Here is a 20130-nt window from a genome sequence, read left to right as displayed (position 1 = left end):
GCAAGCCTTTTGGTATTATCAGGTTTTGAATTAATCCGTTTGCTTTGAGGATCAGCGGGCATTGCTGTTCTTATAGCTATATTCATAACCATAATATTGGCCATAGCCGCTAGAAGCACCATCAAACTTCGACAGAATCACGCCTAATAAGTTACCATTGGCATCATTGAGGCGGCGAATGGCAGATTTCGTTTGGCCGCCCCTTATCCGTCCAGCCTCCACTACCAAAACAGTACCAGCCACGGCGCGGCTCATTTGTGGCGAGTCAGCAAGGCCCATCACGGGTGGTCCGTCAAATACGATATGATCATATCTGTCCTCCAGAGACTTGATAAACCGTGCAATTGCGTTGGTTATGATTATCTCTGTTGGGTCGGGCGGCATTGGCCCGCTGGACAGAAAGTCGAAATGCATTGCTTCAGGTTGTGTTATTGCTTTGTCAAAATCGGCATTACCCGTAAGCGTTCCGACAAGCCCTTCCGTGTTTTTCACATTCAGATATTGGTGCAGTGATGGGTTGCGCAAATCGGCGTCTATCAAAAGCGTCTTTTTGCCAGCGCGGGCAAAACTTTCAGCTATGGCAACAGAGCTAGTTGATTTACCTTCGGAGGGCTGACTACTGGCTAATAATATTGACTTGGGCGCGCCATTTGCCGTGCTAAATTCCAGTGATGACCGAATGGACGCATAGGCCTCTGCAATTGCAGATTTACGATCTGCCAACGTATCAATAATCGGCAAATCGTCACTATATATCGGGGTTGTACCCAATAGCGGCAGGCCAAGTTTTCTGGTTGCATCGTCCGGTGTGCGAATAGAGTCGTCAAATGTTTCTCGCAGAAAGGCGACAAAGAACGCAGCCGCCGCGCCTATCAAAAATGACAGAAGCATATTGATCAACGGGCGCGGGGTCACTTTTTGTGCAGCTTGCGCTTCGTCGATAATAGAGATGTTGTTTGTAACGACATCTGAGCTGATGTTAACTTGTTCATACCGGTTTAGTAGTGACTGATATTGCGATCTGTTCGTCTCCACTTCACGCGCAAGTAAATTCAGTTCTACGCGTTTATCTTGCTCTTCCAATGTCGCATTTTTCATGCTGTTCAGGTTTCTGTTCAACGACTGTTCTTGCCGCAAAGCAATATCATATTCTGATTTTATGGAGGAACGGATATTGCTGGCGATGGACTCCACTTCTGAATCCAAAGAGGTAATTTGTGCGCGCGATTGTAGGGCAACCGGGTGATCCGGCTTGTAGCGATTGAGCAATTCGCGCAGCTCCGCCTCTTTACCCGCTTTTTCGCTAAGCAATTGCTGAATTGTCGGATTTTGCTGCACATCAGCAATATCAAGCGCGGACTTGTTGCGTACGGATTGCCATTTTTCTTCTGCCAAAATGCGCGCTGTCCGCGCGGCCGCAAGATCGGCATTCATCTGAACAAGATTGGCGGTTGTAATAGAGCGCGGGCTGGTGCTGTCTTCATTAGTGCTTACCCCATCGCTGGCATCAATAATTTGCGTGTTGCGTGCATATAAGATGGCTCTGCGCTCCGCTTCTTCCAACCTCTGTTTTGCATCGCCGATTTCTTTTTGCAGAAAATCGCGCGCATAGGTTGTTGCTTGAAAACGTTGGTCGATATTCGCTGTGATAAGGTTTTTCGAGTAAGTATTTACAATCTGTACAGCCAATTTTCTGTCACGGCTTTTAAATGACAAAGTGGCTACTTTGCTACCAAAGGGCAGTTCAATATCGACATTTTCAACCAATAGGTTTGTAATCTGGTCTAGTCTGGTGGTTTGGCTAGCGCCATCGCCTGTCGGTCCGTCCAATGCAACTGCACCCATTTTGGTTAGAAAATCATCATTGGCATCAAGCCGCAAATCAGCCACTACGCGCCGCGCCATGTTGCGGCTTTTCAGCAAATCAAGCTGCGAATTCAGATAGCGCTGAACATCTGCACCGCGCAGCCGTGTGCGGATATCAACTTCATCCTCCACAACGTCATTAGTATCAGGATCAATCTGAATCTTGGTTTCGGCTTGATAAACGGAAGGCGAGATCAGCGTGACGATAGCGCCGAATATCAACGCCAGAATTGTAATGCCGATGATAATATAGCGCTGCCGAAAGGCCATCGACTTTAGTTCGTTGAAATCTATGGAGAAGCCCGCAGGCTCATCAACAACCTCAACCATATTAGAATCAGCGCTTTTCATAATTAAATAAACTCTTCAAAATGCGATGTAATTATCGTGTTAATACATTGAATACATTGAAAATCGGCGCCACGCCAATGACCTGTTCCAAGCCTTTGCGCAACTTCGAAAAGCCCACAACGATAATATCGCCGGGCTTGATCTCGGGATTTGCCGACAAACCTGCGCGAATATCAGCCAAGTTGAAAACAGCGACCATATTTTGGCCGTTTACTTTGCGAAACACAGCAATCTGGTCCAGCGCGGCCGTATCTTCAGGACCACCAGCCAGCGCCAGCGCGCTTAAAAGATTGGTGTTTATATTGGTCGGGAAAACGCCGGGCGATTCCACTTCGCCCTCCACGGTGATGCGCCGTGAATTGCCTTCAACAAGATTGACCGCGACATCAGGGTTGACCAGATATTTTGCGCCCAGTCTTTGCTCAATCTCTTGCGACAGCTGGTCAGCGGTTTTGTTGACAGCGTCAACCCGGCCGATAAGCGGCATTTGCAATCGTCCACCAGAATCCACACGAATGGCCGCCGCGCTTAAATCCGGCTCGCGAAAAACATTGATGGCCAAAACATCTTCGGGACCGATCAGATAATCGATATAAGGATTATCATCTGGTGATGAGGAGCTGGCTAAAGCGCTGTCATCCGCTGGTACGGCCCCTGCGACGATAGAGCGTTTTGCCTGGCACCCAACAACCAATGTTGAAGCGCTTGCAATGAGAGCCAACTGTATAATTTTCTTCACTTTTACCACCTCTGTCAGCGTACAGCCGCATGCATATACTATCATCAAACCATATGGCGATATGGCGAATAGATACTGTTATCTGCGGCTGAGCACCCTTTTCTGTTTCGGTCTAGCCTATTCTTCTCATGGCGTGAAGTGCATAAAGCAGTCATGCGTTCGTCACGCCCTATTATTTGTGCCTGTTATTTATATTTGCCTATATTCCCCTTTGGCGGCGGCCAAGCATATGGCAGCGCATGCACCGCCAACAGCCGCCAGCGCCAGACTCCTTAACGGATAATCCACCAGAGAATGCAGCGCGATAACCAACAGCCCCATAACTGCCAAAATCGGCAGGTCGAGAAGCTTTTGTTGATAATAATGCTTCACCACATCAAATGCTGAACGGCATAATCCAATAAACATGGCGGCCAGTATCAACAGGCCGATCACGCCATTTTCTATAATGATTTCAATATAATCATTATGGGCGTGGTTAACAAAATGGGTGCCGACAATGTCCAGACTTTCCTGACTGCGAAAAGCTTGATCAAATGTCCCAATACCTGACCCTATTGGGAAATAATGCGCCATGACTTTCAGGGTTTCGGGCCAAAATTCGTAACGATAATCATCTTCCTGGCCAAAGCGTTCGCCCAGGCTTTGCAAATTGCCCAAATTGTTGCTCCACCATGCCAGCAATAACAGGGTTAAAAGCGACACAGCGATAAAGGCAATCGCCCATAAACCTTTGCGTTGATGATGGGTAGGTATATTTATCAGCGCCATGAAGCATAATATGCCAAATGTGAGAACGGTTACGGCGCGGCTGCTGGTCGCCACAATTGCTATAATGAAAACCAAAGCCAAACCCCAATAGGTCGCCTGCTTAAAAATCGGCGCGATGTTGAGTCGGTTCGATATTAACGCAGGCAGCAAAATCATGCACAAAAGCATAAACAGGGCAGTGTGGTTGCGGTTGGCGAAAACACCTATGGGCAGCCCTTTATGCGTGGTTTGATACATATAATAGCTTTCACCACCAGACAGCGATTGCCCAATCGAAACCAAAATGTGCAACACAGCGACGATGATAAGACAGCCAATAACGCGCAGTTGATTATCATATGATAAGATGCTGATCGCCCAAAAGGCGGTAATTGGCACAATTAAATATAATGCGCTGGCCAAGGTCTTTTCAGGGTCAATTGAAATTGGCCGCCAATCGCCATTTTGCCCCAATAAACCCGCAGCTTCCGCCAATAATGTGCGGCCCGGAAGAATATGCCAAATTGCCGGTGGCAAAGGCAATAATTGCACTATTACCCACAGCAATAATGCGGCAATAAACCAGTTTGCACGGCGCAAATGCTGTGCGCGCAGCGGGCTGTTTGCCGCGCTAAATATAAAGAAAAGCCCCGGTATAGCCGAAAGATAGACCAGCATTTCCTGTAAAGGAAAACGGCTGCCACCGCCCCCGAATAGTGCAGCGACAATAAAAAAGAAACATATGGCGATGGTGCGACGGTCAACAGTGTGAAAGTCGAAAAGACGCGCCAAACCTTGTGTGCCAGTGACAGGGTTTTGGTTAAGAGTTTTGCTCGCCATAAACGCAGTAATCTTGTTGTTATTCGGTGTAAAATTCAAGTGTTTAGCGCAATGAAAATCACTCTAAGATATTGCACTATAAGCAAAAATCTTTGATTCTTCTCGTGCTCATTATTGCTATGCCGCAATGATGTCAATCTATAGGTGGGCAATATGAACAGTAGCTGATCATAATCCTGCGCCGTGCTTGGCCGCGTATTTTATAGCCATAAGGTCAGTAAATTTTACAATATTTGTGTCTAAGAAATACATATATACAAACAGCTTTATGCTGGTAAGGCACGGCGTGCCGTAATCGTCTTCGTATCAGCGGCTTTATTGTGTGATATGGTGGTTGTAAGATAATATGAGCATAGGTCGTAACACAGCCTATAATTTTGCTGGGTCTGTAACGCCTTTGTTTCTGGCGCTGGCGACAATCCCGCTTTATATTTCGCTGATCGGCGCAGAGCGTTATGGCGCTTTGGCTATTGCGTGGTTGATTCTGGGCTATTTCGGGCTTTTTGACATGGGCCTTGGCCGCGCGGTTGCCCAGCGTATAGCCAAATTGGTGGACAGTGACGCACAGCACAGAGCCACTGTTTTCTGGACGGCCATTGTGGTTAATCTGGCGCTGGGCCTTATCGGCGGCGTGCTGTTGTTTATCGGCGCGGAATATTTCTTTTCAGAAAAATTTTTGGCGCCGCCATGGCTGAAAGATGAAGTGCTTTCAGCATTGCCACTGCTTGCCCTGGCTGTTCCTATTGCAACATTAAGGGGCGTTTGTGCAGGATCATTGCAGGGGCGAGAGAAGTTTTTAGACATTAATATCATCACGATATTGGCCACCTGTTTGTTTCAAATATTGCCGTTGCTGACTGCCTATCTTAACGGGCCCGATTTGTTTTGGCTGGTATTGGCGGCGATCATTGCGCGCGTAATTGGATTGGTTAGCTTTTATAGGCGTGTGCAGACTGTTTTGCTGCGCGGTATGGCGATCCGCTTTGATGGCGCAGAATGGAAGATCCTGCTCAAATTCGGAATTTGGGTAACGGTTGTTTCTATTATCGGCCCATTATTGGTGGTTTTTGATCGGTTTGCGATTGGGGCAATGATCGGTGCAGTGGCGGTTGCTGTTTATACTGTACCGTTTGAGATTATTCAGCGCATATCTATTTTGCCGCGCTCTGTTGGCATGGCGCTTTTCCCGAAATTGGCGCAATTGCAGGATGAAGAGGGCGTTAAACTGGCTGGCCGCGCGACCAACGTGATTACCTTTATTGTCACCCCTGTCATTTTTGCGGCGCTTTTTCTGTTCGACCCTTTTTTACAGATATGGATTGGCCCTGACATCGCTACGCAAGTGCGGTCAGTATCCATCATCTTACTATTGGCTTATTGGATAAACGCCTTTGCCGTTATTCCTTATGCGCGTTTGCAAGCATCTGGCAGGCCGCATATCGTTACGCTCATCCTGCTGGCACAGCTGCCCTTCTATTTCGCAGCTTTATATTACGCCATTTTATATTTTGGACTGGTTGGCGCGGCCAGTGTGTTCTCCGCGCGTACGGCTATTGATTATATGCTGCTCAATCGCTTTTCGACGGGCAAATGGGTAAGCACTGGTTTCGTGATGCTATCGGGCATTTTGCTCGTCATTTGTGCAGGGGCCATATTCTTACTTGCGACATTCAGCTTGGTGTGGATTATCGTCTTTTGCATTAGCCTGATGCTGATGATTATATTGCTGCTGCGCAACGTACCGCAGGAATTTGCCGCGATAATAGAGCGCTTTTTGCCGCCTTTCATTGCCCAAAAACTCAGATTTGTGTAACCCGATATGATGTTAGATATTTTACGCCGTATCAAACGCAAAATTTCCCCCGCGCGCAGCGTTAGGCTGCTGCAATTGGCCTATCCCAAAGAGGATATTGGCACGCACAGCTATGGCGGCGTTAATATCGTGCGCTTTGGGGATGATACCAGCTTTACAATCGGCAAATATTGCTCGTTCGCTGCCAATGTTATTTTAATTTTGGGCGGCGGGCACCGCACTGACTGGGTGACCACCTATCCATTTTCAGATATTGACCTCGATTTTGCGCATATCAAAGGGCATCCCGCATCAAAGGGCGATATCATTATCGGCAATGATGTATGGGCAGGGCGCGACGCGATGATTTTATCAGGCGTAAAAATCGGCAATGGAGCGGTTATCGCTGCGCGCGCTGTGGTGACAAAAGATGTTCCGCCTTATGCCGTTGTCGCTGGCCAGCCAGCACGGATTATAAAACACCGATTTGCAGAAGATGTTATTGATCGGCTAAACGCTTTGCAATGGTGGGACTGGCCAGATGAACGCGTTAAAAATGCTGTGCCGATGATGCTGCAAGATGATATTGTGGCGTTTCTTGATGCCGCCGAAGCGGGCAAATTATAACGCTCCTTAGGTTTCAGCTGATGCGCGTCTAAACCTTTTGCGCAACAATGATATATTGCCGGTCGGTAAAGCTGTTCAGCATGCCCAGTGTCAGCGTTCTAAACAATTTTATCTTGCCCCCGCCCGATTGCGATGGCGCGACTTGTTTTATGTTAAGGCCGGTCTGCGCAATCAAATCTATTGCCGATGGTTTCGTGAAAAACCGCAAATGCGTTCTGTCCAAGATACCAGCGTCTTTATAGTCCCAGCGGTTGCGCGTTACCAATGGCAGTAAGGCCCTGTAGTTGCGGATATTTGGAATGCTGGCCACCATATAGCCGCCATCGTCCAACGCATCGGACAGCTGTCTTGCCATTGCCCATGGGTCAAGCAGGTGCTCCAATATATCCAGCGCCAGCACCATTTGCATTTTGCCTTGTTCGGCAACGATTTTGCTTACCAGTCCTGGCTCTTCCAAATTGGCCTGATAACAATAATCCAGCGCCAAAGGTGACCCGCTATTGTCAACCAGATCGGCAACGCCCACCCGGTCAACAAGATTACGCGATCTTATCTCAGCTGCTGTTGCGCCTATGCCGCCGCCCAGATCAAGCAACTGCCCCCCCGTCTTTGGAACATAGGGCAATACATCGCGCCTGATATGGTCATGATAGGCTGTACGAAATTCTTTGTCGGGCAATGGAGCCATTTTGTATTCCGGTCTGTAAGGTTTATTGTGCTTGTTTTTGCAGTTCAACTAATAAATCAGCCATAGTCTTTTCGTCATACGGCTCAAGCGGTTTTGAAGCTTTGGTGGGAAAACGGGCAGGAATATCAGTATTTTTGGCAAGTGTAACGCCATGTATGCCAGCAAAAGTCTCAATCTGATCCATTACCTGCAACGGATCGTCACATAATGCTGCATAATCAATGCGCAACAATTTATCTTCACCGATTTTAACACTGTCTTGTGCAATATCGCGCCCGACGCCAATCACTTGGGCGATTGCCCGCTCAGTATCTGTTTTGCCAACATATTGCGCTGCCAATTTTGGCCTTACGGACCACCATAGATCATTATGTTTTCCCGGCCCGCCCTCAGCCCGTTCAGCGCGCACTATAGAACGTGCATTGTCAATAATATCGCGCTGTACCTCAATATAAAGTGCATTGGACCAAATATGATGCATTAGCTGTAACCGGTTGGAATGCATAACGTTTTTGTTAATAAACGGTGCCTGCAAAATGCTGGAAACGCCATGTGTCAGCTGCCGTAACTGTTTGGCCAATGGCGCCGCTAGGCCGCTGTCATCACGCCAATCCCCGTCTTCTAAAAAGCGTTGCCAAATCCATCCACCTTCATTAGGCGCGCCCCAGCCATCTATATGACCATAGCGGCTGGTAAAATTGCCGCGCCAATTGGTGATGGCAGAGCGAAATAGCCATGTCGCCGCCAATGGCGTGCGATAAAAACGATGCGCGGCATTTGATAAATAGGCCAGCGCAAAACGGGTAATCATCACTTCATATAACAGGCTGGTGCCCGAACGCGGCGCACCAATAATGAATATGGGCGGCGTGTGATGCTTGTGTTGCGCAGACGCAGCGTTTGGCGATAATATATAATCTGCCGGCCACATCGCGGCATGCCCTGCATGGCGTATTAAACTGATGCCCAGCCGTTTCACAGCTTATGCTTATCCGGCTGGGGCAACATTATCTTTTGCCCAATTGGCAGGTTGAACAAAGCCTTTAACTCAAACCCCAATCGCGCGCGCCATGGTTTGGCTGCCTGTGTCCACCGCCCTTTGTTCAACAGCGCCTTAACGCCGTAATAAGGCAGGCGCACATAATCGCGTATTGTCATCAACAATGTGCCCAACCACGCAACAAATGCGCCGCGTGTAAAGCGCAGAAACAATATGTGGCCGCGCGTCATCTCTATGGCTTTCCATTCGCTCATATGCGCGGTGCTGGCGGCGCCATGGTGCAAAATTTCTATGGCCGGATTATAAACAATATCCCACCCCGAACGCCCTGCGCGGGCGCACCATTCGGCTTCCTCACCATACATAAAAAATCGGGTGTCTAGACCGCCAATATCTTGCAGAACCGACCTGCGGGCAAACATGAAGCAGCCTGAAACAGCATCCACTTTATTAACTGCGTCACGGTCTAGTGCAGCGTAGCGCAAATCACCGAATAACGTTGTTTTGCGCAGCCATAAGCTGGGCATGAAGATTATAAAAAACAGCTGCGTCAAGCTAAGAAAACGGATCATGCTGGATTGCTGACTGCCATCGTCAAGCCGCACCAGCGGCCCCATTATCCCCGTTTGTGGATGGTCTTGCATATAGGCGATGGCATGGTCGAAACAGCCAGCATAAATGCGCGTATCGGGGTTTAGCAATAATATGTAAGCGCCTTTGGCATGTTGAAATCCGATATTATTGCCATAGGCAAAACCGCCATTATGCGGGCTGTCAATTATGATAACATCATCATATGCCGCGCGTATGGCCTCGCTGCTGCCGTCTGAAGAGCAATTGTCCACGACGATAATTTGTACGCTTTTTCCGCCCTTATGTTCCAAAATAGAGGCGACGCATTCCAAAGTGATCTGTTTTGTATTATAGCTGACGATAACGACGGATACATCATAATCCGCATTATCGCCGATTTCTGGTAGGTCTATTTGTGTTGATGTCGTGATCATGAACTATGCTTTTGCAATAAAACGGCAAATATTGGTTATACAGCCTATCCAGATGCGGATAGGTTAACATCGAAACTATTTCAATTGGTTTCCTGCTTCGCTATTGGACTGCCATGCAAGATGCTGTTACCTCATCACATTCTTATAACCTGTCCGCCATTGATGCAGATCAGGCGCTGGCTTTATTGCACGCTGCGCAGACGGCCAGCTGGCGTCAATATCCTGGTTATGCGTATATTGCTGCACAAAGGACAGGGGCTGACCAGCAATATTATGTAGTCAAAAACGGTTATCAGCCCGCCGCCCTTGCCAATGTCAGAACAAAATCCCTGCCTGTTATTGGCGGCGGTATAGCAATGATAGCGCAAGGGCCGGTCATGCTGCATGCTGATGACAATGACGCGCAGAAAATGGCTATGGTTATCAATGCATTGGCGACGGAGATAACGCAAAAACGCGGCTATATAATGCGTTGCAACCTGCCGGTTTTGCAGGGGCATTTTGACAATGACGCGCTGTTGCCAATGCTGTCACACCAATATGGCGCAGATATCAATTGGTGCGCCATGCCAGACAGCGCTTACCAGTCATTTATTATGGATATACGCTGTGATGAGGAGGAGTTAAGAGCATCCTTAGCCGGCAAATGGCGCACGGACCTGCGCCGCGGTGAAAAGGGCGATGTTGATATAGTGCTGTCGCACGAGAGCCGAGATTTTGAAAAGTTCCAACCCTTATTGGAAGAGCTTGCAAGCCAAAAGGGCTTTAGCCTGCCGCAGGATGCCAACTTTTTTGCGCACGTGGCCAGCGCGGCCGCACCCGATGAACGTTTTGCCATATTGCTGGCCTATCATGAAGGCGCTTTGATTGGCGGGCATATTGGCGCTTATAGTGCTGATATGGCGGTCTATCTTTTGGGCGCAACCAATGCGCAGGGGCGGTCTATGCGGGCATCATATTTGCTGCAATGGGCGGCAATTGCACATGCGCAAAAATTGGGGATGTCATTTTATGATCTTGGCGGTGTGGATGAGGATGAAAATCCGGATGTGTTTCGCTTTAAAAAGCGGATGGGCGGCACATATTATCGCGGCCCGGATGTGATAGAGGCACGGCCCAAAGGGCTGCGCTCATCGCTTGTCTTGCTGGTAGAGAAAGCCTATCAGAGAGCGAAGGGGTGAGGAACGCCAAATATGCATTTTATAATCAATTTTCATGGCATTGGCGCGCCGGTTCGTGCATTTGAATATGGCGAAGAGCCTTATTGGATCAGCCGCGATTTCTTCACTGATATTCTGGATATGTTGCAGCGCCAGCCGCGGCCCTTTGCGATAAGCTTTGATGATGGAAATAATTCTGATTACGCTATCGCTGTGCCCGAATTGCAACAGCGCCGGTTAAAAGCAGACTTTTTTGTGCTGGCTGGCAAACTGAATCAGCCTGGATATTTAACCAGCGATCAAGTGCGCATCATCGACAATGATGATCTTTTTACAATTGGTTCGCACGGGCTGCATCACCAGCCATGGCCAGATTTGGACAAAGACGAAATGCAGCGTGAAATCACGGCATCGCGGGCTATTTTAAGCGATCTTTGTAATCGGCCAATTGTGGATGCCGGCTTGCCCTTTGGCCGTTATAATCGCAATGTAATGCGCAGTTTGCAAAATGCGGGCTATAAACGGATTTATTCTAGCGATGGCGGGCAAAGAGTGATAACCACCAACCCAATACCGCGTTTTAGCGTGCGCAATGATACTGCTCTATCTGACCTTGCGGACACGCTGAACAACAGCGCGCATATTAGCCAGCGCATACGTAATGAAGTAAAAGCGCGTATTAAAGCTTTGATATAGGGCGCCAACATGATGCAGGAAATATTGTAAATGGCCATCGCTGCGCCGCCAATACTATCATCATATAGCGGCCGCACGCGTGCGCCGGCACCCACGCCGATGGCCACGCGCATCGTGCAGGTATTGCCCGCGTTGCTGTTATTTTACAGCTTTCTTGTTCCGCCTGAAGTGGCGGTCTATCTGGGCAGTTTACGCATGGGGGCGTACCGCTTGGCGCTTCTGATTTTGGTCCCCTATATTGTTGTGGCGGTCTTTAAACAAAAAATACGGTTTCATTTCCTTGACCTGCTACTGGTTATCACCGCGCTTTGGCTTCCGGCTTCCCTGACCATACATTATGATTTGGCAACCGGGTTAGAAGCGGGCGGCCGACAGACTTATGATATGATTTTGGCTTATTTTGTTGCCCGTGCCTGCATTGATTCTTTTGACAAGCTAAGAAATCTGCTGATTTTTCTGCTCCCCGGTCTAATGCTTGTTGGCGGACTATTGTTTCTGGAAAGCGTTATTGGGCGGCCATTTGTCAGGCAAATCTTCCAACAAATATTCGGCAATTCCGGAGAGGTTGGCAGCGAATTGCGGATATTGTTCAGGCTTGGCTTTTTCCGTGCCTATAGTGTGTTTACCCACCCCATACATGCCGGTATTTTCTTAAGCAGCTTTTTGGCCTTTTACTTCTATATGTTTAGAAATGTGCAGTGGCGTTACTCGGGCGTAGTGACCAGCTTTTTGGCCTTTTTCACTTTAAGCTCTGCCGGGTTGTTGGCGCTTGCTATGCAATGCGGCTTTTTATTTTATGACTGGTTACAGAAACGGGTGCGTGATTTATCATGGGGGCTTGCCCTTGCCGCGCTGGGCGTGACCTTGTTCTTGGCGCATATGTTCTCTCAAAACGGGCTGATTGCTGTTGTGTATAGCTATCTTACGCTGAATCCCGCCACAGGTAGGTTTCGCACATTGATCTGGCAATATGCGGGTGACGTCGCTTTGCAAAATCCGTGGCTGGGTATTGGGCATGAGGAATATGCCCGCCCTGATTGGATGGGCACGGGCAGTATTGATGCACATTATCTTTTTATGGCTTTAACCTATGGCATGCCGTCTGCCATATTATATTTCTCTCTGGCCATCGCCATAATCTATTTGCTGTGCCGCAGAGCCGCCGCTTCACACACCACTTTGGCGCGCAATGGCTATATGGCTATGACGACGTGCCTCACCGTCACTTTAATCTTGATGTTCACGGTGACCTTTTGGGGGGCCATTCTGTCATGGTTTAATTTTATGTTGGGCGCAGCTTTGGCGTTGGTGACATGGCGCAAGAATCTTGATGATGGGCGGATTGTAGAGCGCGGCCGATGAAGAAATTTTTGCGCACAAGCCTGTTATCCGTCCGCAGTTTTTATCATCGTAAAATATTGCGGCTTGATATCCATCCAACAGTGCGCATGTCACTCAGTGCAAAATTAGACACAACATTTCGTGCGGGGATTCACATTGATGAAGGCAGCTATATCGCCTTTGGCGCACGTATAATGAGCCATGATTTCACACGCGGGCTCTATCTGCACACCTCCATAGGTAAAAACTGTTTCATTGGGGGGCAAAGCATTGTCTTGCCCGGGGTAACAATTGGCGATGGCTGTATCATTGGCGCAGGGGCGGTGGTTACAAAAGATGTGCCAGCGGCATGCGCAGTGGCGGGTAATCCAGCAAAGATTGTTAAGCGTGATATTGAGGTTGAGCTTTTTGGCCGCTTGCTGGTCGCTGATGAAAATGAGCGCCGGTTAAGAGAGAGTGACCCGGCGGCAGCAAAATTGCCTGGCCGTGACTATCGCAAAAGACAAGCACAAAAATAAGATCTTTTGGCCATGACAATTGTGCATATCTCAACCGATTATCCGGACGCATATCAAGCGCAAAAAACCCGTGCCATTGCCAATCTTATCTCTGCAACGCGCGATGAATTTGATCATATTATTTATTCGCTAAACCGCAGCTCAATCTCTGCTCTGTCTGGTTTTACCCATTGGGCGCTAAATAGCTGGCAAAAGGGTTTAACCCATATTGGGCAGGATGATAATATCCTCAGCTTTACATATTCTGCGCCGTCTTATGGCCTTTTTCTGCGCTCCAGCCTGCACAATATCGCCGATGCAATAGCGGAAAATATTGTTAAAAAGGGTATCAAGCCTGATTTGATACAAGGGCATAAACTGACCATGGAGGGGCTGATCGCGGAGCGTTTGGCCAACTATTTTAATGTACCCTATGTGCTTTCTGTTCAAGGCAATACAGACAGATCAATTTTAAAGGTACGCCGCGATTTATGGCCTCTATATCGCCGTGTTTTTCATAATGCCAAATGTGTTTTCCCGTTCGCGCCATGGGCCTTGGCCTATTGCGAAAAAATATTGGGGCCACGTTCTGCACCATCTTATATGCTGCCCTGTATCACGGCGCAGGATGATATTATCAGCCCGCAAATTGCGCCTGCACAGATTATGTCGGCCTTTCATCTGCGCCATTGGCGGATAAAAAATTTTAAACAAATGGTGGCTGCTGCCAAAAAAGCGGGCCATGATAACAGTGGTTTCAATCTGGATATTTATGGCGGCGGCAGTGATGATTTGCGCGCGTCACTACAAGCCAACATTGCCAGCATAAAAGCGGATAATGTATATTTAAAAGGCGCTTTGGCCGGCGCACAAATGCAAAATACCATGAACGGCTATGCCGGCTTTGCCATGGTGTCAAAACGTGAAACCTATGGCATGGTGTTTGCAGAGGCATTATTGGCCGGGTGCCCGATAATTTATCCTGAAAATGCTGCGGTTGATGGCTATTTTAATGGCAAAAGCTTTGCTCTGCCGGTTTCGCCAAGCGATAGTGATGCTATAGCACGCGCCATGATAGAAATATTGCATCATCAAAAGTCAATGAAAAGTGATCTGGCCCAATGGCAGGAATCAGGGGCCGCAAGCCAATTCCAACGTGCCTCGATAACCCGTCAATATAGCGACGGGTTAAAAATGGCTTTGGCGAGTGAGGCAATAGATGCGCGCTAATCTGATTGATACACCGGTTGATATTCTGACGTTTAAAGAGACGATTGAGCGGATAGAATATGCCATGCAGACGCGTCAGCAATGTGTGCATGTCGCTTTGAATGCCGCCAAATTTGTAAAAATGCGCGATGATAAGGTGCTGCGTACTGATGTCACCGGCGCTGATATTATTGGTATTGATGGCATGGGCATCTCTTTTGCCTTGCGCTTTTTGGGGGCTAAAACCGCGCCTAAAGTATCAGGTGCTGATCTGATGATGGCGTTGATGGAGCGCGGGGCTAAAGCGAAATATCGCCCCTATATATTGGGCGCGAAGCAAAGTGTTTTGGATGCAGCGATAGCCCAGAGCAAGACTAATTGGCCGGGGTTGGAGATTGCCGGAAGTCGCAATGGCTATTTTGGCGAGGAAGATGAAGCGCAAATTGTTGCCGATATTCAGGCGAGCAAGGCCGATTGCCTGTTTTTGGCGATGCCGACACCAAAAAAAGAGCGCTTCTTGGCCAAATATGCCGACATTTTGGATGTGCCGTTTATAATGGGCGTTGGCGGTTCAATTGATGTATTGGCCGGGCATGTGAAGCGCGCACCGCAATGGATGCAAAGATCGGGGCTTGAGTGGTTTTATCGGTTGGTGCAGGAACCACGCAAAATGTTCTGGCGCTATGCATCAACAAATGGACGTTTTGTCTGGATCACCCTAATGGCAAAGCTTGCGCTGAAGACTTAAACTATCTGGACATGCTTCATGCTTTGGCGCTGTCTCAGCATAGCATAGCATAGCATAGCACAGCACAGCATAACGTGACATGGTGTTTTGTCGATGTAGCGCTGATTTAAACCTATTTACGCTGCATATAGAATGAGCCGGGATTATGCTGGCCCGTTTTGAAATAGCGACAGGCTTTTTCCATTTCGGCAGGTTCAGCATGCGCCATATAATTGCCGCCTAACACAACATTCCAATCATTATTGTTCGATAAAAACGCTTCCAGCAAATATTGCTCGTTCCAAAAACGCGGGTCTTTCAACCACCGCGCAGGGTAATCACGCGGGGTGAAAATATCATGTACATGGACAACGACGCCAGCTGCCAATTTGGGAACAATTTGTAGAAATTCCATCAGCACTTCACCGCCTGGCCGGATCATGTGTGAGCTGTCGATAAATAGAATATCGCCCTTGCTCAATTGATCAAAGATTGCCGGATCAACATCCTCCAGCTTACTGCGCACAATATCGATATCCAGCTTTTCCAACCATGGCATCTCATAAGGTTCGATACACATATGGTCACATTTATAGCTGCTATCGTCCTTGCCATTGAGCGCAATCGCCTCACGCGCAACCCGTGTGCTGTGTCCAGAACCAATCTCAATAATGCGCTGCGGCTTGTAATGACGGATTATCTGAAACCATAAATCCGCATCACCAGCACCAAAATTACGATTTTGTAGACTATATTCAGTGTCGCTATCGGGCGCTCGGTCCCAATTTTCCGGAATATCTTCACGCGCAAAACTACGCAGCAAAGCAAGCTGCGCATCATGACGAAAATCGATGCCCGGCAAATCGCGAGGTTCGTTTGAAAGATCCAGTTTGCTCATATCATATAGTGGCTCATAATAATGGCCAGTAATAGGAAAGACACCCATTTTTCGGAAAATACTAGCAGTGACGGGCAGCTGGCGCATTGAACGCTTTCTAACTAACTTCATTGGTAAAGTTGCCAAAAAGACAAATGGGGCCATAATAATATCAATAAGTGCTAACATGTTGTCTCCAAATATTCTTTCATTTACCATCATATCTGTAGTATATTTTTGGTGTAGAATGTTGATAGGTTATATATCTTTCAGCTCGCGCTCTTTTTTGATGATGTCATCGACGATTTTTTGCGCCCCGGCACGCGTTAAATGCCCTTTATCAAAATAAAGCGCTTCACCGTTTTTAACCGCATAGCACAGCATTTCATCGCATAATGCGTCAAAGGGATTAACGAAGCGCAGATTGCTATATTGCGCTGACCATTTTGCGAATTTTTGATTGAAAGCAAAATACGCCGATGCCGTTTTGGGGAAGCTTTCCGGACAGTTCACATCGCGATATTGTTTGCAGCGGAAAATACCCTCTGCCATGGCTGGGCCAGCGCTGGCCAAATCGGGTATTGCGCCGACCAGGATTATATCTTGGTCATTGCCCAAATCTTTGATCAATATATCCAGCCCCGCCAAAATGGCGTCCAGCGCCAATGGGTCATTTTGCGCGCCATCAATGCCTATCGCTTTGCCATCATCACCAATGATGCGCGCACCCCAAAATTGGGCGATCACCAGAGTTTGCGGGCGCGCTGCCAATTTGGTGCGGAAGCGATCAAGATGCGATTGGCATATCGGCCTTACGCCATCGCGGTAAAGACTGCGCACACCGGGCAGTGCGATACATGCATATTCGCCGGAAAATTCAAAAACTCTATCATTTTCTGCCAGCGCGTCATCAAGATTGGCCACCAAATGCTTGGCGTAGCTGTCGCCATATAATAACAGTGCGTCTTGCTGTTCGGCTGTATTTACATTGTCTCTTTTCACAAAACTCCAAGCATAGCCATCACCGGCAAAAGGCTGAAACCCGACGGCGGAGACAGATGGCAAATATTGATGACTGCTATAGCGCAGACCGAGGCCAGCGGCCACGCACAGGATAAGACTGCCCGCAGACAAGAGCAAAAATGCTTTGGTGGAGCGTTGTTTCATAAATTTGAATCGCGCAGGCTGTTCGACCAGAAAATAGGTCAATGCGGCCAATATAAATGTTGCTGCCACCAACAGAGCGGTAAATAGCGGCTTTTGTTCAAAAGCGATAATTCTATGAAATGCCAATAGCGGCTGGTGCCACAAATAGGCGCTATAGCTTATCAGACCTATTGCGACAAAAGGCTTCCAGCTGAGCAGGCGTGCCGCCATGGTTCCAGACTGGGCATATAAGATAATCATCATAACCGCCAAAATCGGGACAAGCGTTATCAATGATGGGGAGCGGGTTTCAGGCGTGAAAATAAAGATGGAGGCGATTAACAGGCCCAAGCCGGCCAATGCCAATATCTCTTTCACATTATCGCGCAAACGCAGCGCTGCATGATCTGGCGCTTTTAAAATCATAGCGCAGAGTGAGCCAGCCATTAATTCCCATGCGCGGCTGGGCAGCAGGTAGAAATTGGCTTGTGGAGACGCAAAAGACAGCCATTCAGATATAATCAAACTGACCGCGGCCAATATTATTATCGCTGGCAAAACCAATGGCTTGCCAAATCTGAAAAGCAGCATCAGCAAGAGCGGGAAGCCGATATAAAACTGCTCCTCGACAGATAATGTCCATGTGTGCAGCAGCGGATTATATTCTGCATCAGTGTCAAAATAACCGGTTTTGCGCCAGAAAAGAACATTTGTCGCAAACAGTCCCATGGCCACAATGCCTTCAGTATAATCCTCCCATTGCGGGGGTATCATCCACAGCCAGGCAAAAATTGATGTAACGGCAATAACGGCAAAAAGCGCAGGCAATATGCGCCGCGCGCGCCGTTCGTAAAATTTGGCAAGCGAAAACTGCCCGGCCTCCATTTCGCGGACCAAGATTGATGTTATCAAAAAGCCGGAGATAACGAAAAAGACATCGACGCCAAGATAGCCGCCGCTAAAGCTTTCCAACCCAGCGTGAAATAGGATAACCGGCACAACAGCAAATGCGCGCAGTCCGTCTATTTCAGATCTATAGGCAAGAGATGACATGGCGCGTTTCCGCTTATTTGCCGGTGTCGGCCAGTTTCAGCAGATATTGGCCATAGCGTGTTTTTCCATATGCATGGCCTGCCTCACGCAATTGATCGCGGCTGATAAAACCTTGCTGAAAAGCGATTTCTTCCAGACACGCAATTTGCTGGCCTGTGCGGTGCTGGATTGTGCGGACAAATTCTGATGCTTCTAGCAAGCTATCATGCGTGCCCGTGTCCAACCACGCATAGCCGCGCCCCATTTGTTCGACATACAGGTCGCCAGCCTCCATATACATGCGGTTTAGATCAGTAATCTCCAACTCTCCGCGATACGAAGGCTTTACCTGATAGGCAAAGTCGGTCACGCGCTCATCATAAAAATACAGGCCAGTAACGGCCATATCAGACTTTGGCGCTTCGGGTTTTTCTTCAATGCTAATGGCGCGGGCATTATCGTCCAGCTCAACCACGCCATAGCGTTTCGGGTCTTCAACCTGATAGCCAAACACTGTGGCGGCATTTTTGCGCGACACAGCATTATCAAGCAATGATTGCAGCCCCGCCCCGAAATACAGATTGTCCCCCAATATCAGAGCAGCAGGGCCGCCATCAATAAAGTCTGCACCGATATGAAAGGCTTGGGCCAGACCTTCTGGCTTGGGCTGAACGGCATAGCTGATTTCCAGCCCAAATTGCGCGCCGCTGCCAAACAGCTGCTTATAACGGTCCAGATATTCGGGTGATGAGATGATCAATATCTCTTTGATCCCCGCCAGCATCAACACCGATAGCGGGTAATAAATCATCGGCTTATCATAGACAGGCAGCAATTGTTTGTTCACAGCCAATGTTGCGGGGTGCAGGCGTGAGCCTGTGCCTCCAGCCAGAATAATCCCCCTCATAATCTGTCCTCTATATACACGCTTAATATGTCATCCACAGCTGCATGCCAGCTTCGCGGCGTGATTGCAAAATCTCTGGTAATTTTGGCTGTCGCAAGCCGGCTATTGGCCGGGCGCTGGGCTGGAGTAGGGTATTCGCTGGTGGTGATGGCGTTTAATGCAGGGGCATTGCCGCCTTTTTCTGCCACGCGTTTGAAAATATGCTCCGCCAGTCCGTGCCAGCTTGTATCCCCTGCATTGACGAAATGATAGGTGCCGCGCGCTTGGCGATTGGCCTGCATGGCGCGCAACAGGCTTTGCAATGTCTGTGCAATATCATGTGCAGATGTCGGATTGCCATATTGGTCAGCGACAATAGACAGCGCATCACGATCCGCGCCAAGCCGCACCATGGTTTTTAGGAAATTATGGCCATGCGGGCTGAGCACCCATGCAGTGCGCACTATTATCGCTTGCGCATTGCTGGCGCGCACGGCCTCTTCACCGGCCAATTTGCTCTGGCCATAAATGCCCAATGGCCCGACACGGTCATCTTCGGCATAAGGCGCAGTTTTCCTGCCATCAAAGACATAATCTGTGGAGACGTGCAGCATGGGAATGTCATGCTGCGCGGCATAATTGGCCAACAGGCCGGGCGCAGCATCGTTAATGGCATGGGCAAGCTCCGGCTCGCTTTCCGCCTTATCCACCGCCGTATAGGCACCGCAATTGATGATTGCATCGAAATCGTTGCTATCCAGATAGGCCTGCATCACTGCGGCATCCGCCATGTTGAACGCTGTGCTGTCCGGCGCGTCTATGGTCACATGGTCAGGCCATGACAGCGACTGCAGGCAGCTGCCGACTTGGCCGCTGCCGCCGGTCAGCAATATACGCAT

Annotated in this window: 18 protein-coding genes; 8 read left to right on the top strand and 10 right to left on the bottom strand. The window is 48.6% G+C overall.

Annotation, left to right across the window (positions count from 1 at the left end; all coding sequences use genetic code 11):
- Positions 1-51 precede the first annotated feature (51 nt).
- The 3 genes from ACR9YC_RS10210 to ACR9YC_RS10200 form a co-directional block, all read right to left on the bottom strand.
- Positions 52-2217, bottom strand: a complete 2166-nt coding sequence (locus ACR9YC_RS10210; protein ID WP_438727199.1) for a GumC family protein — start codon at positions 2215-2217, stop codon at positions 52-54.
- A 31-nt stretch (positions 2218-2248) separates the two neighbouring features.
- Entirely contained in the window at positions 2249-2956 is a 708-nt protein-coding gene (locus ACR9YC_RS10205) for a polysaccharide biosynthesis/export family protein (RefSeq protein ID WP_438727196.1), read from the bottom strand.
- Positions 2957-3145: 189 nt separating this feature from the next.
- Entirely contained in the window at positions 3146-4546 is a 1401-nt protein-coding gene (locus tag ACR9YC_RS10200; RefSeq protein WP_438727194.1) for an O-antigen ligase family protein, read from the bottom strand.
- A 346-nt stretch (positions 4547-4892) separates the two neighbouring features.
- Between ACR9YC_RS10200 and ACR9YC_RS10195 the strand changes: the two genes are divergently transcribed.
- Together ACR9YC_RS10195 and ACR9YC_RS10190 are read left to right on the top strand one after the other, a co-directional pair.
- Positions 4893-6359 carry a flippase gene (locus tag ACR9YC_RS10195; protein WP_438727192.1) on the top strand — a complete coding sequence of 489 codons (1467 nt, stop codon included), beginning with the start codon at positions 4893-4895 and terminating at the stop codon, positions 6357-6359.
- 6 nt (positions 6360-6365) lie between these two features.
- Complete coding sequence (locus ACR9YC_RS10190) at positions 6366-6965, top strand: CatB-related O-acetyltransferase (protein WP_438727190.1); 600 nt, start codon at positions 6366-6368, stop codon at positions 6963-6965.
- A 28-nt stretch (positions 6966-6993) separates the two neighbouring features.
- Here ACR9YC_RS10190 and ACR9YC_RS10185 read toward each other — a convergent pair whose 3' ends face one another.
- The 3 genes from ACR9YC_RS10185 to ACR9YC_RS10175 are packed head-to-tail and all read right to left on the bottom strand — an operon-like array spanning position 6994 to position 9660.
- Complete coding sequence (locus ACR9YC_RS10185; protein ID WP_438727188.1) at positions 6994-7653, bottom strand: methyltransferase domain-containing protein; 660 nt, start codon at positions 7651-7653, stop codon at positions 6994-6996.
- A gap of 22 nt (positions 7654-7675) precedes the next feature.
- The gene (locus ACR9YC_RS10180) at positions 7676-8584 is read right to left on the bottom strand and encodes a sulfotransferase (RefSeq protein ID WP_438727186.1); all 909 of its coding nucleotides are present in this window, start codon (positions 8582-8584) and stop codon (positions 7676-7678) included.
- Positions 8585-8628: 44 nt separating this feature from the next.
- Complete coding sequence (locus ACR9YC_RS10175; RefSeq protein WP_438727184.1) at positions 8629-9660, bottom strand: glycosyltransferase family 2 protein; 1032 nt, start codon at positions 9658-9660, stop codon at positions 8629-8631.
- Positions 9661-9773: 113 nt separating this feature from the next.
- Between ACR9YC_RS10175 and ACR9YC_RS10170 the strand changes: the two genes are divergently transcribed.
- From ACR9YC_RS10170 to ACR9YC_RS10145, 6 genes are read left to right on the top strand one after another with little or no spacing between them, the layout of a single operon-like run.
- Positions 9774-10841: a lipid II:glycine glycyltransferase FemX gene (locus tag ACR9YC_RS10170; protein WP_438727182.1), complete on the top strand. Its 1068-nt coding sequence runs from the start codon at positions 9774-9776 to the stop codon at positions 10839-10841.
- 12 nt (positions 10842-10853) lie between these two features.
- Positions 10854-11516: a polysaccharide deacetylase family protein gene (locus ACR9YC_RS10165; RefSeq protein WP_438727179.1), complete on the top strand. Its 663-nt coding sequence runs from the start codon at positions 10854-10856 to the stop codon at positions 11514-11516.
- Positions 11517-11546: 30 nt separating this feature from the next.
- Entirely contained in the window at positions 11547-12878 is a 1332-nt protein-coding gene (locus tag ACR9YC_RS10160; RefSeq protein ID WP_438727176.1) for an O-antigen ligase family protein, read from the top strand.
- Entirely contained in the window at positions 12875-13375 is a 501-nt protein-coding gene (locus tag ACR9YC_RS10155) for an acyltransferase (RefSeq protein ID WP_438727174.1), read from the top strand. Before ACR9YC_RS10160 ends, ACR9YC_RS10155 begins: the two co-directional genes overlap by 4 nt.
- Before the next feature lie 12 nt (positions 13376-13387).
- Entirely contained in the window at positions 13388-14584 is a 1197-nt protein-coding gene (locus ACR9YC_RS10150) for a glycosyltransferase (protein ID WP_438727171.1), read from the top strand.
- On the top strand, positions 14574-15311 hold the full coding sequence (locus ACR9YC_RS10145; protein ID WP_438727168.1) for a WecB/TagA/CpsF family glycosyltransferase: 738 nt from the start codon (positions 14574-14576) through the stop codon (positions 15309-15311). Before ACR9YC_RS10150 ends, ACR9YC_RS10145 begins: the two co-directional genes overlap by 11 nt.
- Positions 15312-15423: 112 nt before the next feature.
- On the opposite strand, the gene ACR9YC_RS10140 is transcribed toward ACR9YC_RS10145, so the two are convergent.
- The 4 genes from ACR9YC_RS10140 to rfbD form a co-directional block, all read right to left on the bottom strand.
- Entirely contained in the window at positions 15424-16299 is an 876-nt protein-coding gene (locus ACR9YC_RS10140; protein ID WP_438727165.1) for a class I SAM-dependent methyltransferase, read from the bottom strand.
- Positions 16300-16425: 126 nt separating this feature from the next.
- Complete coding sequence (locus ACR9YC_RS10135) at positions 16426-18366, bottom strand: acyltransferase family protein (protein ID WP_438727163.1); 1941 nt, start codon at positions 18364-18366, stop codon at positions 16426-16428.
- 13 nt (positions 18367-18379) lie between these two features.
- Positions 18380-19252, bottom strand: coding sequence for a glucose-1-phosphate thymidylyltransferase RfbA (rfbA, locus tag ACR9YC_RS10130; protein ID WP_438727160.1), 873 nt, complete (start codon positions 19250-19252; stop codon positions 18380-18382).
- Positions 19249-20130, bottom strand: a complete 882-nt coding sequence (gene rfbD, locus ACR9YC_RS10125; protein WP_438731748.1) for a dTDP-4-dehydrorhamnose reductase — start codon at positions 20128-20130, stop codon at positions 19249-19251. Before rfbD ends, rfbA begins: the two co-directional genes overlap by 4 nt.

The organism is Parasphingorhabdus sp. DH2-15 (assembly GCF_051668705.1).
Taxonomy (GTDB): Bacteria; Pseudomonadota; Alphaproteobacteria; order Sphingomonadales; family Sphingomonadaceae; genus Alterisphingorhabdus.
The sequence above is the reverse complement of the archived record's forward strand: the minus strand, read 5'-3'. Positions and strand labels throughout refer to the sequence as shown.